Origin of the sequence: Pseudomonas sp. ADAK18, from assembly GCF_012935695.1 — a bacterium.
GTDB lineage: Bacteria > Pseudomonadota > Gammaproteobacteria > Pseudomonadales > Pseudomonadaceae > Aquipseudomonas.
The window spans coordinates 372654-389909 of the sequence record NZ_CP052859.1 but is presented as its reverse complement, the minus strand read 5'-3'; the positions used below and the strand labels follow the sequence as shown (position 1 = coordinate 389909).

Annotated in this window: 21 protein-coding genes and 1 tRNA gene; 8 read left to right on the top strand and 14 right to left on the bottom strand. The window is 58.0% G+C overall.

Going from position 1 to position 17256, the window contains the following annotated elements; translation table 11 throughout:
• Positions 1 to 2: 2 nt before the first annotated feature.
• The 6 genes from iscA to trmJ all read right to left on the bottom strand — a co-directional run bounded on the left by iscA (position 3) and on the right by trmJ (position 4451).
• Positions 3 to 326 carry an iron-sulfur cluster assembly protein IscA gene (gene iscA, locus HKK55_RS01780; protein WP_017478657.1) on the bottom strand — a complete coding sequence of 108 codons (324 nt, stop codon included), beginning with the start codon at positions 324 to 326 and terminating at the stop codon, positions 3 to 5.
• 27 nt (positions 327 to 353) lie between these two features.
• Positions 354 to 740: a Fe-S cluster assembly scaffold IscU gene (gene iscU, locus HKK55_RS01775; RefSeq protein WP_155581723.1), complete on the bottom strand. Its 387-nt coding sequence runs from the start codon at positions 738 to 740 to the stop codon at positions 354 to 356.
• Positions 741 to 841: 101 nt separating this feature from the next.
• Positions 842 to 2056: an IscS subfamily cysteine desulfurase gene (locus HKK55_RS01770; protein WP_155581724.1), complete on the bottom strand. Its 1215-nt coding sequence runs from the start codon at positions 2054 to 2056 to the stop codon at positions 842 to 844.
• Positions 2057 to 2106: 50 nt separating this feature from the next.
• Positions 2107 to 2598: a Fe-S cluster assembly transcriptional regulator IscR gene (iscR, locus tag HKK55_RS01765; RefSeq protein WP_169353087.1), complete on the bottom strand. Its 492-nt coding sequence runs from the start codon at positions 2596 to 2598 to the stop codon at positions 2107 to 2109.
• Positions 2599 to 2895: 297 nt separating this feature from the next.
• Positions 2896 to 3678 (bottom strand): serine O-acetyltransferase, encoded by a 783-nt coding sequence (gene cysE / locus HKK55_RS01760; protein ID WP_169353086.1) that lies wholly within the window; start codon positions 3676 to 3678, stop codon positions 2896 to 2898.
• A gap of 2 nt (positions 3679 to 3680) precedes the next feature.
• Positions 3681 to 4451, bottom strand: a complete 771-nt coding sequence (trmJ, locus tag HKK55_RS01755; RefSeq protein WP_169353085.1) for a tRNA (cytosine(32)/uridine(32)-2'-O)-methyltransferase TrmJ — start codon at positions 4449 to 4451, stop codon at positions 3681 to 3683.
• Between the two features lie 145 nt (positions 4452 to 4596).
• Between trmJ and suhB the strand changes: the two genes are divergently transcribed.
• On the top strand, positions 4597 to 5412 hold the full coding sequence (gene suhB / locus HKK55_RS01750; RefSeq protein WP_003175971.1) for an inositol-phosphate phosphatase: 816 nt from the start codon (positions 4597 to 4599) through the stop codon (positions 5410 to 5412).
• Positions 5413 to 5500: 88 nt separating this feature from the next.
• Here suhB and HKK55_RS01745 read toward each other — a convergent pair whose 3' ends face one another.
• The 6 genes from HKK55_RS01745 to queA all read right to left on the bottom strand — a co-directional run bounded on the left by HKK55_RS01745 (position 5501) and on the right by queA (position 11580).
• Positions 5501 to 6049, bottom strand: a complete 549-nt coding sequence (locus HKK55_RS01745) for a glycine zipper 2TM domain-containing protein (RefSeq protein ID WP_169353084.1) — start codon at positions 6047 to 6049, stop codon at positions 5501 to 5503.
• A 123-nt stretch (positions 6050 to 6172) separates the two neighbouring features.
• A complete protein-coding gene (gene secF / locus HKK55_RS01740; RefSeq protein WP_155581727.1) occupies positions 6173 to 7087 on the bottom strand; it encodes a protein translocase subunit SecF in 915 nt (304 codons plus the stop codon).
• A 9-nt stretch (positions 7088 to 7096) separates the two neighbouring features.
• Positions 7097 to 8965, bottom strand: coding sequence for a protein translocase subunit SecD (gene secD, locus HKK55_RS01735; protein WP_169353083.1), 1869 nt, complete (start codon positions 8963 to 8965; stop codon positions 7097 to 7099).
• 62 nt (positions 8966 to 9027) lie between these two features.
• Positions 9028 to 9366: a preprotein translocase subunit YajC gene (gene yajC, locus HKK55_RS01730; RefSeq protein ID WP_076017553.1), complete on the bottom strand. Its 339-nt coding sequence runs from the start codon at positions 9364 to 9366 to the stop codon at positions 9028 to 9030.
• 43 nt (positions 9367 to 9409) lie between these two features.
• Positions 9410 to 10525: a tRNA guanosine(34) transglycosylase Tgt gene (gene tgt / locus HKK55_RS01725; protein WP_169357766.1), complete on the bottom strand. Its 1116-nt coding sequence runs from the start codon at positions 10523 to 10525 to the stop codon at positions 9410 to 9412.
• Positions 10526 to 10530: 5 nt separating this feature from the next.
• Positions 10531 to 11580 (bottom strand): tRNA preQ1(34) S-adenosylmethionine ribosyltransferase-isomerase QueA, encoded by a 1050-nt coding sequence (queA, locus tag HKK55_RS01720; RefSeq protein WP_169353082.1) that lies wholly within the window; start codon positions 11578 to 11580, stop codon positions 10531 to 10533.
• 108 nt (positions 11581 to 11688) lie between these two features.
• Here queA and HKK55_RS01715 point away from each other — a divergent pair.
• The 7 genes from HKK55_RS01715 to HKK55_RS01685 all read left to right on the top strand — a co-directional run bounded on the left by HKK55_RS01715 (position 11689) and on the right by HKK55_RS01685 (position 15156).
• Positions 11689 to 11773: transfer RNA gene (locus tag HKK55_RS01715), tRNA-Leu, on the top strand.
• Between the two features lie 94 nt (positions 11774 to 11867).
• Positions 11868 to 12194 carry a hypothetical protein gene (locus tag HKK55_RS01710; protein WP_169353081.1) on the top strand — a complete coding sequence of 109 codons (327 nt, stop codon included), beginning with the start codon at positions 11868 to 11870 and terminating at the stop codon, positions 12192 to 12194.
• Between the two features lie 86 nt (positions 12195 to 12280).
• Positions 12281 to 12649, top strand: coding sequence for a PH domain-containing protein (locus tag HKK55_RS01705; RefSeq protein ID WP_169353080.1), 369 nt, complete (start codon positions 12281 to 12283; stop codon positions 12647 to 12649).
• Positions 12650 to 12699: 50 nt separating this feature from the next.
• Positions 12700 to 12990: a barstar family protein gene (locus HKK55_RS01700; protein ID WP_169353079.1), complete on the top strand. Its 291-nt coding sequence runs from the start codon at positions 12700 to 12702 to the stop codon at positions 12988 to 12990.
• A 227-nt stretch (positions 12991 to 13217) separates the two neighbouring features.
• On the top strand, positions 13218 to 14381 hold the full coding sequence (locus tag HKK55_RS01695) for an S-type pyocin domain-containing protein (protein WP_169353078.1): 1164 nt from the start codon (positions 13218 to 13220) through the stop codon (positions 14379 to 14381).
• 15 nt (positions 14382 to 14396) lie between these two features.
• Complete coding sequence (locus HKK55_RS01690; RefSeq protein ID WP_169353077.1) at positions 14397 to 14675, top strand: colicin E3-like toxin immunity protein; 279 nt, start codon at positions 14397 to 14399, stop codon at positions 14673 to 14675.
• A gap of 10 nt (positions 14676 to 14685) precedes the next feature.
• Complete coding sequence (locus HKK55_RS01685) at positions 14686 to 15156, top strand: hypothetical protein (RefSeq protein ID WP_169353076.1); 471 nt, start codon at positions 14686 to 14688, stop codon at positions 15154 to 15156.
• Here the strand turns inward: HKK55_RS01685 and HKK55_RS01680 are convergent.
• Positions 15113 to 16510 (bottom strand): ATP-binding protein, encoded by a 1398-nt coding sequence (locus tag HKK55_RS01680; RefSeq protein WP_169353075.1) that lies wholly within the window; start codon positions 16508 to 16510, stop codon positions 15113 to 15115. The two genes, HKK55_RS01685 and HKK55_RS01680, sit on opposite strands and share 44 nt — an antisense overlap.
• Positions 16507 to 17169, bottom strand: a complete 663-nt coding sequence (locus HKK55_RS01675) for a response regulator (protein WP_169353074.1) — start codon at positions 17167 to 17169, stop codon at positions 16507 to 16509. The genes HKK55_RS01680 and HKK55_RS01675 overlap by 4 nt, the downstream gene beginning before the upstream one ends.
• Positions 17170 to 17256 lie beyond the last annotated feature (87 nt).

The window sequence follows — 17256 nt, the reverse complement described above, 5'->3', positions numbered from 1 at the left end:
CCTCAGATGTTGAAGCTTTCGCCGCAGCCACATTCACCGCGTACGTTGGGGTTGTTGAACTTGAAGCCTTCGTTCAACCCTTCCTTGACGAAATCGAGTTCGGTGCCGTCCAGGTAGGTCAGGCTTTTCGGGTCGATAATCACTTTCTCGCCGTGACTTTCGAACACCTGATCTTCCTCGACCACCTCATCGACAAACTCCAGCACGTAGGCAAGGCCGGAACAGCCCGTGGTGCGAACACCCAGACGAATCCCCTCACCTTTGCCGCGCCCGTCAAGGGAGCGTCGCACGTGTTTAGCCGCCGCTTCTGTCATGCTGATAGCCATCGTGACTCCTTACTCGTCGCCAAATGCTTAGATCAAGCCTTTCTTCTGCTTGTAGTCGCGAACGGCCGCCTTGATGGCGTCTTCTGCGAGTACCGAGCAGTGGATTTTCACTGGCGGCAAGGCCAGTTCTTCGGCCAGTTGGGTGTTGCTGATGGTGACAGCCTCATCCAGGGTCTTGCCTTTCATCCATTCGGTCGCCAGGGAGCTGGAGGCGATCGCCGAACCGCAGCCGTAGGTCTTGAACTTGGCATCTTCGATGACACCTTGATCGTTGACCTTGATCTGCAGGCGCATAACGTCGCCGCACGCCGGAGCGCCGACCATGCCGGTGCCCACATCTGGGTCTTCCGCGTCCATCTTGCCGACGTTACGCGGGTTTTCGTAGTGGTCGATGACCTTTTCGCTGTAAGCCATGGTACTGAATCCTCACTCATCAGGGCCGCTCTGGAACCCTGCAAAAACGCCTGCGTTTTCCGCCACGTTTTTACAGAGCCTTTGGGTGGCGGCTTCTATATTTAGTGTGCCGCCCACTCGATCTTGGAGATATCGACACCGTCTTTGTACATGTCCCACAGCGGCGACAAAGTGCGCAGTTTGGTAACGGCCTCGCAGACTTTCTGCGCGGCGTAGTCGACTTCTTCTTCGGTGGTGAAACGGCCGAACGTAAAGCGGATCGAGCTGTGCGCCAACTCGTCGTTGCGGCCCAGGGCGCGCAGGACGTAGGACGGCTCAAGAGAGGCCGAGGTACAGGCCGAGCCGGACGAAACCGCCAGGTCCTTGAGCGCCATGATCAGCGACTCGCCTTCGACGTAGTTGAAGCTCAAATTCAGGTTGTGCGGTACACGGGCAGTCATGCTGCCGTTGATGTACAGCTCTTCAAGGTTTTCGACCTGCTTGTAGAAGCGATCGCTCAGAGCCTTGATGCGCACGTTTTCGGCAGCCATGTCTTCCTTGGCTACACGGAAAGCTTCGCCCATGCCGACGATCTGGTGAGTCGCCAGGGTGCCGGAGCGCATGCCGCGCTCGTGACCGCCGCCGTGCATGGTGGCTTCGATGCGCACGCGAGGCTTGCGGCTCACGTAGAGAGCACCGATGCCTTTAGGACCGTAGGTCTTGTGGGCAGAGAACGACATCAGGTCGACTTTCAGTTTCGACAGGTCGATATCGACCTTGCCGGTGGACTGAGCGGCGTCGACGTGCAGCAGAACACCTTTGGAGCGAGTCAGCTCGCCGATGGCCGCGATGTCGTTGATGGTGCCGATTTCGTTGTTCACGTGGATCACGGAAACCAGGATGGTGTCTTCACGCATCGCAGCTTCGATCATCGCCGGGGTCACGATACCGTCGGTGGTTGGCTCGAGGTAGGTGACTTCAAAACCTTCACGCTCCAGTTGGCGCATGGTGTCGAGGACAGCCTTGTGCTCAATCTTGGTGGTGATCAGGTGCTTGCCTTTGGTGGAGTAGAAATGCGCGGCGCCCTTGATTGCCAGGTTGTCGGACTCGGTGGCACCGGAGGTCCAGACGATTTCACGCGGGTCGGCATTGACCAGGTCGGCGACCTGGCGACGAGCGTTTTCCACGGACTCTTCAGCTTTCCAGCCGAAAACGTGGGAACGGGACGCCGGGTTGCCGAAGTTTCCGTCAACCAACAGGCATTCGCTCATCTTTTGCGCGACACGCGGATCAACCGGGGTGGTCGCTGAGTAATCAAGGTAAATCGGCAATTTCATGGACTTTCTCCTAAATCAGGCTGGCTGGCGTGCCGTTAGCTCTTCGGCTGTCACTCGACGGCGGACGCTTCAATCTTGTCCAGACGCGGCGCCTTGGTGTTGCAACGGCGCTGGTCCTGACGCTGGGCTACTTCTTGCACCTCACGGCGAGTCACAAGATCAGCCAAGCTGATACCACTCAAAAAATCATGGATCTGCAGGCTCAGATCGCACCACAAGTGGTGCGTCAAGCAGGTGTCGCCGGCGTGGCAATCACCCAGGCCCTGGCATTTGGTGGCATCGACGGACTCGTTGACCGCGTCGATCACCTGGGCCACCTGAATGCCCTGCATATCGCGGGACAGTTGATAGCCGCCACCTGGACCACGAACACTGGAAACCAGATTGCTGCGGCGCAACTTGGCGAACAACTGCTCGAGGTAGGACAGGGAAATGCCTTGGCGCTCGGAGATATCGGCCAGGGACACCGGCCCATTTTGCGCGTGCAAGGCCAGATCAAGCATGGCGGTTACCGCGTATCGGCCTTTTGTAGTCAGTCTCATGGACAAGTACCAAGGTGTTTCAGAATGGGAGCAAGTATGCGATTCCCGAGTATTTAAGTCAACTATAAGACCTAGTACTTTAGTCAGGAATACCCGTAAAAAGGGCGCGCGAATAATAGCAGGATGGGGCGACATCGAACAGCAGGATCAAGACCTGAGCACGATTGCGAGACCAATGGAGATCCCCTGTGAGAGCTGGCTTGCCTGCGATAGCGGTGGATCAGAACCGGAAATGGAACTGGCAGACCGCTATCGCAAGCAAGCCAGCTCCCACAGGGGTTGCATTAGCCTTGAGACTTAGCTCGCCTTACTGGCGCTTTCGTCCTTGATCTCGGCAAAGTCTTCTTTGCGCAGCTCCGGCAAGTCCTTGGCGCAGTAGCTACTGCCAAGATCCTTTAACGCGCCGCACATGCCGTCCAGCTTGCCGTCCACCGCTTGCAGGTGATCAAGTAATTGGCCGATAGCGCGAGCCACCGGATCAGGCATGTCTTCGCTCACACCATAGGCATCAAAGCCGATCTTCTCGGCCATAGCCTTGCGCTTGGCTTCCTGCTCATCACCGACTTGCGGCTTGACGATGATCCGCCCCGGAATACCCACTACGGTAGCGCCAGGCGGCACAGCCTTGGTAACCACAGCGTTGGAGCCAACCTTGGCCCCGGCACCGACAGTAAACGGCCCAAGCACCTTGGCACCCGCCCCCACCACCACACCATCTTCCAGGGTTGGGTGACGCTTGCCCTTGTTCCAGGTGGTGCCACCAAGGGTCACGCCCTGATACAGGGTCACATCATCGCCAATTTCGGCTGTCTCACCGATAACGATGCCCATGCCATGGTCGATAAAGAACCGACGACCGACCTTGGCCCCCGGATGAATCTCGATCCCGGTCAACCAACGGCCGAAGTTCGACACCAGCCGCGCCAGCCACTTCCAGCCCATATTCCACAAGGCGCCGGACAGACGGTGAATCCAGATCGCGTGCATGCCCGGGTAGCAGGTCAGCACTTCAAAGGCGTTGCGCGCCGCCGGGTCACGGTGGAATACACTCTGGATATCTTCTCGCAAACGCTCGAACATTTTTAATCCTTCCGCTTAAGAAGCTCGCCACGGGCCGCCTTCTGGGTTTCCGTGAGGATGCCACGCAATATATTCATTTCCGCCCGACTGACCGAGCTGCGTCCGTACAGCCGACGCAGGCGCGCCATCAAGTGCCGTGGTTTTTCCGGGTCGAGGAACTCAATGGCTACCAGGGTTTGCTCCAGGTGCTCATAGAACCGCTCCAGCTCATCCATGGTGGCCAACTCGCCACTCTTGGTCGACGCAACCTCGTCCTTCTCAACCTTGCTCGGCTGGCCTTCAGCCGCCAACCAAGCCATGCGCACTTCATAACTCAACACCTGCACCGCCGCCCCGAGGTTCAACGAGCTGAACTCAGGGTCTGAGGGGATGTGCACGTGGTAATGACATCGCTGCAGCTCGTCATTGGTCAGGCCGGAATCTTCACGACCGAACACCAAGGCAATTTCAGCGCCGCCGGCAGCCTCCTCGACCACTTTGGTGCCGCATTCGCGGGGGTCGAGCAGTGGCCAGGGGATACGACGGTCGCGGGCGCTGGTACCCAACACCAAATTACAGCCCACCAAGGCATCTTCCAGAGTGGCAACAACTTGCGCACTTGCGAGGATGTCATTGGCGCCGGACGCGCGGGCATCGGCCTCGTGATGCGGAAACAGGCGAGGCTCGACCAGCACCAGGCGCGTCAGCCCCATGTTTTTCATGGCTCGCGCCACCCCACCGATGTTGCCGGGATGACTGGTATTGACCAAGACGACACGAATGTTTTGCAGCAAGGGAGGCGCTCTCGGACACGGGAAAGGGGAGCAAATCTTACAGAACAGCCTAAGGTTATGCCATGAAAGCTAACGTCATCCTTCACCTGAAGAAAGTTTCTGCTAGAATGCTCGGCTTTCTTTAACAACCTTAGGTGACACATCCATGCAGCCCATGCTGAATATCGCGCTGCGCGCCGCCCGCAGCGCCAGTGAATTGATCTTCCGCTCCATCGAGCGCCTGGACACCATCAAGGTCGACGAAAAAGACGCCAAGGATTACGTATCCGAGGTGGATCGCGCCGCCGAACAGAAAATCATCGACGCTCTGCGCAAGGCCTACCCTACCCACGGCATCCTCGGTGAAGAAACCGGCCTGCACAAAGGTAGCGGCGAAGGCGAAGACTACCTGTGGATCATCGACCCACTGGATGGCACCACCAACTTCCTGCGCGGCATCCCGCACTTTGCCGTGAGCATCGCGTGCAAATACCGTGGCCGCCTGGAACACGCTGTTGTTCTGGACCCGGTTCGCCAGGAAGAATTCACCGCCAGCCGCGGCCGTGGCGCCCAGCTCAATGGTCGTCGCCTGCGCGTCAGCGGTCGCACCAGCCTGGACGGCGCCCTGCTGGGCACAGGCTTCCCGTTCCGTGATGACCAGATGGACAACCTGGAAAACTACCTGGGCATGTTCCGCGCCCTAGTAGGCCAGACCGCTGGCATCCGTCGCGCCGGCGCTGCAAGCCTGGACCTGGCTTACGTGGCCGCTGGTCGTTTTGACGCATTCTGGGAGTCGGGCCTGTCCGAGTGGGACATGGCTGCAGGCGCGCTGCTGATTCAAGAAGCAGGCGGCCTGGTGAGCGACTTCACCGGCGGTCACGACTTCCTGGAGAAGGGCCATGTGGTTGCCGGCAACACCAAATGCTTCAAGGCAGTACTGACGGCGATCCAACCGCACCTGCCGGCTTCGCTGAAGCGCTAAGCGAGCGAGCACAAAAAAGCACCCCTAGGGGTGCTTTTTTTATGCCTGGTTTTTGAGTGAGCCCTGAAGAACACTCAATCACGGCAACTTATTGGCCCGGCTGATTCTGGCCAAGTACCAACTGCCCTTCCTTGTTCACCGGAATCTGGCCGCCCGGATCACGATCCATGCGCACGGAACCTTCCTTGCCATCCAGCAGATACCGCACGTCATACCCGACAACCTTGTCACTGATGTCATTCACAGTGTTACAGCGGGTTTGAGTCGTGGTGTAGGTATCACGGTTCTGCATACCTTCCTGAACCTTGTTACCGGCATAACCGCCACCGACCGCACCGGCCACCGTGGCCAGCTTCTTGCCATTACCGCCACCAACCTGGTTACCCAACAAACCACCGGCCAGCGCACCAACCACCGTACCGACGATCTGATGCTGATCCTGTACCGGTTTCTGCCGGGTTACCGCGACATCCTTGCAGACCTCGCGCGGGGTTTTGATCTGGGTTTTCACCGGCTGCACAGCCAGCACTTGCGCATACTCAGGGCCGCTTTTTACCAGGCTGTAGGTGGCAACAGCGCCCCCGGCAGTCACACCGACAGCACCCAATACCGCACCAACCAGCAACGACTTGTTCACATGAACCTCCTGACCATCACAAACGGACCGAAACGTCCGCGCTATACCCAGCCTTGGAGCCAAAAAAAAGGCGCGAGTTCAATACTCGCGCCTTCTTTGTAACAGCAGATCAACAATCGCCCATCAAGGACGGTCGTCGACCTCCTTGCCAGTGCTGGCCGGAGGGATCAAATCTTCGCTGTTGAGGTTCAGCCAGATCAGCACCACGTTGGCGATGTAGATCGACGAGTAGGTACCTGCCAGCACGCCGATAAACAGCGACAGCGAGAAGCCCCACAGGTTGTCGCCACCGAACACCATCAGCGCGGTAATCGCCAACAACGTCGAGATCGATGTCGCCATGGTGCGCAGCAGGGTCTGGGTGGTGGAGATGTTGATGTTCTCGATCAGCGTCGCCTTGCGCAGTACCCGGAAGTTCTCGCGAACCCGGTCAAATACCACGATGGTGTCGTTGAGGGAGTAACCAATGATCGCCAGCACCGCTGCCAAGACCGTCAGGTCGAAGGTGATCTGGAAATAGGCCAGGATACCCACGGTCACCACCACGTCGTGGATCAGCGACACAATGGCGCCGACCGCGAACTTCCACTGAAAGCGGAACGCCAGGTAGATCAGGATGCCGCCCAGCGCCATCAGCATGCCGAGGCCGCCTTGGTCGCGCAGCTCTTCACCCACTTGCGGACCCACGAACTCGACGCGCTTGACCGTTGCCGGGTTGTCGCCACCAGCCTTCTGCAAGGCCTCGGCTACCTGGTGACCCAATTGCGGGTCTTCGCCTGGCATACGCACCAGCAGGTCGGTAGTCGCACCGAAACTCTGCACGATGGCCTCGTGGTAACCGGCCTGGTTCAGCTCGGTCCGCACCTGGGTAACATCGGCTGCCTTCTCGTAGGTCAGCTCGATGAGCGTACCGCCGGTGAAGTCCAGACCATAGTTCAGGCCCTTATGGAACCAGCTGAACAACGCCAGGACGGTAAGGAGCACAGTGACGCCGAACGCAACGTTGCGAACGCCCATGAAGTTGATTGTACGTAACATGGCAGCCCCTTAAATCCACAACTTCTTGAAGTCACGCCCGCCAAAGATCAGGTTGACCATTGCGCGGGTCACCATGATGGCCGTGAACATCGAGGTAAAGATCCCGAGGGACATGGTCACCGCAAAGCCTTTGACTGGACCTGTGCCCATCGCAAACAGGATACCGCCGACCAACAGCGTGGTCAGGTTGGCGTCGAGAATCGCGGTAAATGCCCGGCCGAAGCCTTCGTTGATTGCCCTTTGCACGGTCATGCCGGCGGCGATCTCTTCACGAATCCGCGAGAAGATCAGCACGTTGGCGTCCACCGCCATACCCATGGTCAGTACGATACCGGCGATGCCTGGCAGGGTCAGCGTAGCCCCCAGCAGCGACATCAAGGCCAGCAGCAGCACCATGTTCACCGCCAGTGCGACCGTGGCGATCAAACCGAAGAAGCGGTAGATGGCCATGATGAACAGCGACACGAACAGCATGCCCCACAGGGAAGCATCGATACCTTTGGTGATGTTGTCAGCACCCAGGCTAGGGCCGATGGTGCGCTCTTCAGCGAAGTACATCGGTGCCGCCAGACCACCGGCACGCAGCAGCAGCGCCAGCTCGGACGATTCGCCCTGGCCGTTCAGGCCCGTGATACGGAATTGAGCACCCAGCGGCGACTGGATAGTCGCCAGGCTGATGATCTTCTTCTCTTCCTTGAAGGTCTGCACCGGTACGTCTTTCTCGACACCGTTGACCATCTGCTTGGTGTAGGTGGTGACCGGACGCTGCTCGATGAAGATCACCGCCATGCTGCGACCGACGTTGCTGCGGGTCGCGCGGTTCATCAGCTCGCCACCATGACCATCCAGACGGATGTTCACTTCGGGCGTCCCATGCTCGCCGAAACCAGCCTTGGCATCAGTCACCTGGTCACCGGTGATGATCAGGCCACGCTCGATCTGAGCCGCAGGTCGGTTGCCTTCGCGGAACTCGAAGGTTTCGGAAGTGGCTTTCGAAGCACCTGGCTCTGCAGCCAGACGGAACTCGAGGTTGGCGGTCTTGCCGAGGATCCGCTTGGCTTCAGCGGTGTCCTGCACGCCCGGCAGCTCAACCACGATGCGGTTGGCACCCTGGCGCTGAACCAGCGGCTCGGCCACACCCAGCTCGTTGACGCGGTTACGTACCGTGGTCAAGTTCTGCTTGATGGAGTATTCACGGATTTCCGCCAGCTTGGCCGGGGTCATCGCCAGACGCAGTACCGCTTGACCATTGAGGTCGGCCGGAACAATGTCGAAATCGTTGAAGTTCTTGCGGATCAGCGCACGGGCCTGTTCGCGGGTTGCTTCGTCAGCAAAGCCCAGCTGGATGGCACCGTTGAGCTGCGGCAGGCTGCGATAGCGCAACTTCTCTTTACGCAGCAGGCTCTTCACATCGCCTTCATAGACCTTCAGGCGAGCATCGAGGGCCTTGTCCATGTCCACTTCCAACAGGAAGTGCACACCACCGGACAAGTCCAGACCCAGCTTCATCGGGTGCGCGCCAATGCTGCGCAGCCATTTTGGCGTGGTCTGTGCCAGGTTCAGCGCGACGACGTAGTCATCACCCATGATCTTGCGCACAACGTCTTTGGCCGGCAATTGGTCTTCTTGCTTGGTCAGGCGCAACAAACCGCCCTTGCCATCAGCTGCCAATGTTGCCGCTTTAACCTGGATACCCGCGTCGGTGAGCGCTTTGCTCGTGCGGTCCAGATCAGCCTGATTGACCTGCAACGCAGTGCTGGCGCCAGTGATCTGGATCGCCGGGTCATCAGGATAGAGATTGGGAGCGGAATAAATAAAACCGATCGCCAGCACCGCCAGGATCAGTACGTATTTCCACAGAGGGTATTTGTTCAGCATCACGCCGCCCGCTTATAACGCGGGGCGCCTTGCGCGCCCCGTCGATTGGTAAAGGTTGGAACTTAGATCGCTTTGAGCGTGCCTTTTGGCAGCGTGGCGGCGATGGCGCCCTTCTGGAACTTCATTTCTACGGTGTCGGAGACTTCCAGAACCACGAAAGCATCGGAAACCTTGGTGATCTTGCCAGCGATACCGCCGGTGGTCACAACTTCGTCGCCTTTCTGCAAGCTGCCCAGCAGGTTCTTCTGCTCTTTGGCGCGCTTGGCCTGTGGACGCCAGATCATCAGGTAGAAGATGACCAGGAAGCCGACCAGGAAAATCCACTCAAAACCACCACCCAGGGGACCGGCAGCGGCCGGCGCAGCGGCATCAGCCATGGCATTAGAGATAAAAAAGCTCATTTAGCACTCCAGTTGCAAATAGTGAATCTTAGGGTCGGAAAACTCAGTCCAAGGGCGGCACAGGCAGCCCGCGCTTGGCATAGAAGGCATCGACGAAGGCGGCCAATGTACCCTGTTGAATAGCCTCGCGCAAACCAGCCATCAGGACTTGGTAGTGACGCAAATTGTGGATGGTATTCAACATGCTACCCAGCATTTCCCCACACTTGTCCAGATGGTGCAGATAAGCACGGGAGAAGTTCTGGCAGGTATAGCAGTCACAGGTGGGATCCAGCGGCGAATCATCATGGCGATGGAACGCGTTACGGATCTTCAGCACGCCTGTATCGATGAACAGATGCCCATTGCGGGCATTACGGGTTGGCATCACGCAATCGAACATGTCCACACCGCGGCGCACACCCTCTACGAGATCTTCAGGTTTGCCAACGCCCATAAGGTAACGAGGTTTGTCAGCCGGCATCAGGCCCGGCAGGTAATCCAGTACCTTGATCATCTCGTGCTTGGGCTCGCCCACCGACAGACCGCCGATGGCCAGGCCGTCAAAGCCGATCTTGTCCAGGCCTTCCAGGGAGCGCTTGCGCAAGTTTTCGTGCATGCCGCCCTGCACAATGCCAAACAAGGCCGCAGTGTTGTCACCATGGGCATTCTTCGAACGCTGGGCCCAACGCAACGACAACTCCATCGAGATCCGCGCCACGTCTTCATCGGCCGGGTACGGTGTGCATTCATCAAAAATCATCACGATGTCGGAGCCCAGGTCACGCTGGACCTGCATCGACTCTTCCGGGCCCATGAACACCTTGGAACCGTCGACCGGCGAGGCGAAGGTCACGCCCTCTTCCTTGATCTTGCGCATGGCGCCCAGGCTGAACACCTGGAAACCACCGGAGTCGGTCAGGATCGGGCCTTGCCACTTCATGAAGTCATGCAGGTCGCCGTGCTTCTTGATCACTTCCGTGCCCGGGCGCAACCACAGGTGAAAGGTGTTGCCCAGGATGATCTCGGCGCCGGTGGCGACGATATCCCGTGGCATCATGCCTTTTACCGTGCCATAGGTACCGACCGGCATGAATGCCGGGGTCTCGACGGTGCCACGCGGAAAGGTCAGGCGACCACGACGGGCCTTGCCGTCGGTGGCCAGCAGTTCAAACGACATACGACTCATACTTGTTCCTCTGGGCCGCGCGGCGCCGGATTGCGGGTGATAAACATCGCATCACCGTAGCTGAAAAAACGGTATCCATGCTCGATGGCGGCCTTATAGGCGGCCATGGCTTCGGGATAACCAGCGAAGGCCGACACCAGCATCAACAGCGTGGATTCCGGCAAATGGAAATTAGTCACCAGGGCATCGACCACATGGAACGGCCGGCCTGGGTAAATAAAGATATCGGTATCGCCACTGAAGGGCTTGAGCAAGCCGTCGCGCGCCGCACTCTCCAAAGAACGCACGCTGGTGGTACCGACCGCCACCACACGACCACCGCGGGCCTTGCACGCATTGACCGCATCCACCACGTCCTGGCTGACTTCCAACCATTCGCTGTGCATGTGATGGTCTTCAATGTTATCCACACGCACCGGCTGAAACGTCCCGGCCCCCACGTGCAGGGTCACAAAGGCAGATTCGATGCCCTTGGCGGCAATCGCTTCCAACAACGGCTGATCAAAGTGCAGCCCCGCCGTCGGTGCAGCCACCGCGCCCAAGCGCTCGGAATACACTGTCTGATAGCGCTCGCGGTCCGAGTCTTCGTCCGGGCGGTCTATATAAGGAGGCAACGGCATATGCCCAACCCGCTCCAGCAGCGGCAGTACTTCCTCGGCAAACCCCAGCTCGAACAACGCATCATGACGCGCCAGCATCTCGGCTTCGCCACCGCCGTCGATAAGGATCTTCGACCCTGGTTTCGGCGACTTGCTGGAACGCACATGGGCCAGCACGCGATGGCTGTCCAGCACCCGCTCTACCAGAATTTCCAGCTTGCCGCCGGACGCTTTCTGGCCAAACAGCCGTGCCGGAATCACCCGGGTATTGTTGAAAACCATCAAATCGCCTGGGCGCAAATGCTCAAGCAAATCAGTGAATTGACGGTGTGCAAGGGCACCGCTGACCCCGTCCAGGGTCAGCAGTCGACTGGCGCGACGCTCGGCCAAAGGGTGGCGAGCGATCAGCGAATCAGGGAGCTCAAAAGTAAAGTCAGCAACGCGCATGATGGGGTTCGTCTAGCAGGGCCGGGAAGTCTAGCGGAAATAGTGAAAATAGACCATGAAACGTGATTGACCAACGGTAATCTCATCTCTATACTTCGCCGCCATTGAGCCCTGATGGCGGAATTGGTAGACGCGGCGGATTCAAAATCCGTTTTCGAAAGGAGTGGGAGTTCGAGTCTCCCTCGGGGCACCATCTTAAAAAAAGACCTTGAAATTCAAGGTCTTTTTTTTCGCCTGTAGAAAAGTGCCGGTTGGCGGGCACACGAGACAGCAGAGGAACCTGGACCATGGAATTGACGCTGGAGACGGTGGCGCTATTCGCCCTCAAATTGGCTTATGAGACGGACGGTGGCAGCCCGGTTTTGCGGGATGATCTGATCATGAGCGAGTATGAGAGGGAAGTGTTTGGGTTGCTGGTGCGCAAAGGAGACCTCGATGCCATTCAACTCAAGCTCGATGAATGCATCGCGCAGGCTTTGCACGCCTTAGGTGCCGACACCGTGCTGGGTCGCGAGCTGCAAAAACTGGCGACTGACGTTCACCAAGCCCCAACGCTTGAGGAACTGAACACGCCGCTCGACGCACTCAAGGACTACCTCAAAGCCATCCAGTGACACAGCTCCCCTGTGGGAGCCGGGCTTGCCCGCGATGGACGTCAACGAAAACGCGCCCTCACTGGCTCACCACAAGGACCGTCAACATGATCGACTTCAACAACAAAGGCTTCTTCAAACTCAAACAAAACAACGAATACGCCGAACGCGTATCGTCCCTGCTGCTGGATGACGAACACGTCATCGACTCCTACAAAGCCATGCGCGACGGCGTGGTCTTCACCACCAAGCGCATCATCGCCGTGAATGTGCAAGGCATCACCGGCAGTAAGAAAGACTTCACCTCCCTGCCCTATAAAAACATCGTCGCGTATTCGGTGGAAACGTCTGGCACGTTTGACCTGGATTCGGAGTTGGAGATTTATTTTTCGTCGGTGGGGAAGGTTAAGTTTGAATTTACCGGGAAGACTTCGATTGTTGAAATATCGAAGTTGATTTCCAGGCACGTGCTCTGACAACTCTTATCAGGCTCAAACCTCTAGGCCAAACGCATCTCGGAGAATAGGTGGCTAGATTACCCGTTGTAGAAATTGACTTAAGTAGCGTCAAGGACTCGGGCGAACTCCATTCAACCCTGAGCAACGCACTCAGCTTCCCCGACTGGTACGGCTATAACTGGGACGCCTTCTGGGATGCCATCACCGGCCTGGTGGAGATGCCAATAAAACTGGAACTCGTTGGCTGGAGTGTTTTCTCGGAACACTTACCCCGCGACGCAAAGCTCATGCGGCAGTGCCTTACAGATATGGCGATCGAATACCCGGATCTTGCACCAGAGGTTCATTACCTAAGCTGATTGAGCCCCGCGAGCCCTGAGTTTTCTCCGCACGATCACCGAGTGTGAAACCAGCGAGTACGAAAACGTTAAATAAACGAGAACCCGAATCTTGCCGCTCCCAGGCTGAGTTATAGGAGCCCGTTGCTCAAAATGACTTTTCCCACGCACACCATCGAACAACGAGAATTTCAGTCTCTCGCCCGCTCTCATAGGCTCACTCCCCTGCACAGGGAAGTGAGCCAGTCATGCCAGAACGCGCTTATCCGATTACCGAAAAAGAACAGCTGAGACAGCGAATTCTGACCCCGCAACCTTCGCGGGCGCCTTATTCACCGTTCATTGATGTTCCCGACACCATCCCCGCTTCCAAGCCTGAACCCACCAAGGTTCCAGGCTACGTATTCGCCAAGTCGTGCCAACTGCCCAACGGCATCATCAGCTACAACAACCCGAGCGGTTATGTACCGCTTGAGCTGATCAAGGATTACGGCCACTTCACCCTACTGGGCGGGCGTGAGGTGGACAGCCGCGGCGGCGTGTCTCTCAAGAAGATCAGTGGCAGCGCCCTGCCCGTCGGGCTTGGCCAGCTTGTGTTGCGCACGGCGGCGCTGGAGTCAGCAGCGGCGACCGTCGGTGCCGCAGCGGGAGGCCTGTTGACAGGGCTGGTGGCGCTGGCTTGGCCGTCACAGCTTGGGGACAGCGCGCTCTATAGCGAAGACCAGCTCCGGAACCTGCGACAAGCCCGCTCGCAGATGCGCCTGCATGTCGAGCAAAGCACCGACGGGACACTCAAGGGGTATGGGTTTTACACCGGTAAGAATGCCGATTGGCAGATGATAGATGTGGTTCAGTTCCAGAACCGAGACAGTCAATTTGTGGCGGATCTCGGTGAAGGTGTGGAGCTGATTTGGACACCTGCCGTTGATCCTGGCGACACCCTGGGCATTCCGGCATTAGAAGCTGCGCCGCAAGCCCCGGTGATGTGGATCTATCCGCCGACTGAGGCGGCGAAGCAGATTTTGGTGAACCCTATTTACCCGCCGGGGTATCGGGATTTTATTCTGGTGTTTCCGGTGGAGTCGGGGGTCAGGCCGCTATATGTGGTGGTTAACGAACCTCGGAAGGGGTTGAGAAACCCGGACCATGATTACTTTCCTGCACCCAAAACTGAAGACATAACGGGCTTCCCAGGCCTGATAGAACAAAGACCCGTGACGCCAAGGCAAGGCGGGAGCGGCTTACGTGAGCGTTGGATAGATGCTAAAGGGAGGAAACTCTATGAATGGGATTCCAAAAAAGGCGAATTAGAAGCTTATCGAAACAGTGACCTTAGTCACCTCGGTGCATTCGACCCCTACACCGGCGAGCGTCGAGGCCCAGCAAAACCAGAGCGCCGAATTTACAGATAACGCGGAGAATCCAGAATGGTTATGAAAGTCAGATTGCGATGGTACGACAAGCACAGCAATGACGTTAAAGCGGATGAATACTCGGCAGAGCTTGATGATGGAGACAGCTTTTTTGAGGCATTAGGTTTGAACCAGGAACCTGCGATATATGCCGACGTATTCAATGTTCTTCCAATCTGGATAGCGATTATCCAACCGCACTTCCAGCATGTGATTGAACCCGAGCAGTTCGATTACCAAATATCTTTCCGCTACCAAGGTAAATGGCCACCCCAACCCGCCAAGCAGCCATAAAAGGAACCCAATGAAAAAGCCCCCTCTCTATCGCTCAGTCAACACTCGAACCCGGAATGTGCGCCATGGTAGCTTTCGCGCCTATCGACATGAACGCCACAGCAAAAGCGAAAAAAGCTCTTTGTCCAACCGTGGCTCGATGCACAGCCATCACCGACATGGCTTTGATTACACACCGCTATTCAGATTTTTGCTGTCCAAGGTCGGTCATCAATGGGATGAAGTTTTCAGCGAAGCCAATGCCCGCCTGGATCGGCCTGAGCCGGTATTCTGGATGGTTGCCCTACACGACGCCGATAAAACAGAGTACGTGCGAGTGGGTGAATCAACCTACTACAGCGGACTGTACGTCGATAAAACAGGCCTGCTGCAGAAGGTCAATCCGCAGTTAAATGCAGAACGCATGAAACCGTTTTGCGACTGCTGCACCCACACCTTCAACGGCGTGATATTCCCGCAGGCTCAACCCCACAGGAACTGAAACTCACCCGCGCGCACAACCCACCTGCCTCCAGGTTATACAACTCCAACCCACACCCAATCTTCCCCACGATCATCTCGACAATCGCCAGCCCCAACCCCGCGCCGTTGGCGTTCCCCTGGCTATAAAACCGCTCAAATAATCGTCCCATCTCCTGCTCTTCAATCCCCGGTCCCGCATCCTCCACGCACAGATGCACCACCCCGGAATCCAGCACCTTGACCACCACCCTCACCTCGCTCCCCACTGGCGAGAAATTCAGCGCATTGGTCACTAGATTCTGCAATGCAATCGCCAGCGCCATCGGCTCGGTTTCAACCCAACATGCTTCATCCCCTTCCAGCACCAGCTCAACGCCTTTCTCCATTGCCAGGGGTGTCAACTCCGCTAACTCCTCCCGCACCAACGCCGTCAATTGCACACGCACGCGAACCGGGTTGTTCAACTGCGGCTCGATGCGCGCCATGGTCAGCAACTGGCTACCAATTCTCGTCGCCCGGTCCACGCCATTCACCAGAAAATCCAATGCCTCTCGACGCTGTTCCTCAGTCCCTGCTCTCTGGGCGTTCTGCGCATGAATGCGCAATATCGCCAGCGGCGTACGCAACTCATGCGCCGCATCGGCAATGAACCGCCGCTCGCGCGCCAGCAACTCATCAATCTGCACCAGCAGCCGATTCAACGCGGTTTGCATCGGCTCCAGGTCTGCGGGTAATGGCTCAAGTTGCAAGGGTTGCAACGTATTGGTATTACGCCCACGAATCGCCTGGGCCATGGCGCGCAGGGGTTTGAGGCCCCAGCCGATGGCCAGCCAGATGAGCACGGCCAACAGAGGTACGCCGATAAGGCTCGGCCATAACGTGTGCCGCACGATGCGCTCGATCACGTCCTGGCGAATGTCGTCGCGTTCACCCACCCAGATCAGCACGCCTTGTTGCGGATCGGCCAGGAGGAAGGCGCACCAATCGTTGCCATTTTCCGTGATGTCGTGGGACCCGAACGTGGTGGGCGGTGCATCGAGGATCGGCGCTTCGGTGGAGCGCACGAGCAATTGGCCGTCGGTGCGCCACACCTGGAACGTCAGGCGAGTTTCGTAGGGATGTGCTGCGCCGTCTTCACCCACGCGGCTCATGGCATGGTCGAAGGCCTGATAGAGACGGTCCCAGTCGGCGTCGCCAGGGTCGCGCTGACGCAGCACGCTTTGCAGCAGACGGGCACTTTGGCCAAGTTGGGCGTCGTAGACTTCTTCGATTTCATGATGGCTGTCCCGCAGCACCAGCCAACTGATCAGGGCGTCGCCCAGCAGGATCAGTACCAGCACCGGGATGAGGATGCGTGCACGGACCGAGTTCATGGCTTGAGTTCCACCACATAGCCGACGCCACGAACGGTGCGGATCAGTTCGGTGGAGAGTTTTTTACGCAGGTTGTGGATCAGCACTTCGAGGGTGTTGCTCTCGACGCTGTCTTGCCAGCCATATAGCGCGCGGGACAGGCGCTCGCGGGTGACGACTTTGCCGGGGCGCGCCATCAGTTGGTGGAGCAATTGGTATTCCATGGGCGTGACGACGATGTCCTGGCCCTGGTAGCTGACTTGTTGGGTCGCCGGGTCGAGGCTGACGCCAGCGTGCTCCAGCAACGGTTGCGCTCGCCCCTGGCTGCGGCGCAACAGGGCGCGGACCCGGGCCTTGAATTCTTCGACGTCAAAGGGTTTGACCAAGTAATCGTCGGCGCCGGCATCGAGGCCGGCAATACGATCAGCGGTGTCGTCACGGGCGGTGAGGATCAGCACCGGCAGGTCCTGTTGCTCGGCGCGCAGTTGTTGCAGCAGCGCCAGGCCGTCGAGGCGCGGCAGGCCGAGGTCGAGCAGCAGCAGGTCAAAGCTTTCACTGCGCAGGGCATGCAACGCGCTGACACCATCGTGCAGCCAGTCCAGAGTGTAGCCTTCGGCGCTCAGGGCCACGCGAATCCCCTGGCCGAGGGCACGGTCATCTTCGACGAGGAGTAGGCGCATAGCGGACTCTCTGTAGGAAACCGCCGCATCATGCCGGGTTCCAGCGGGGAGTATTCCGGGAAAGATGTTACGTATCGTTGCTAACTA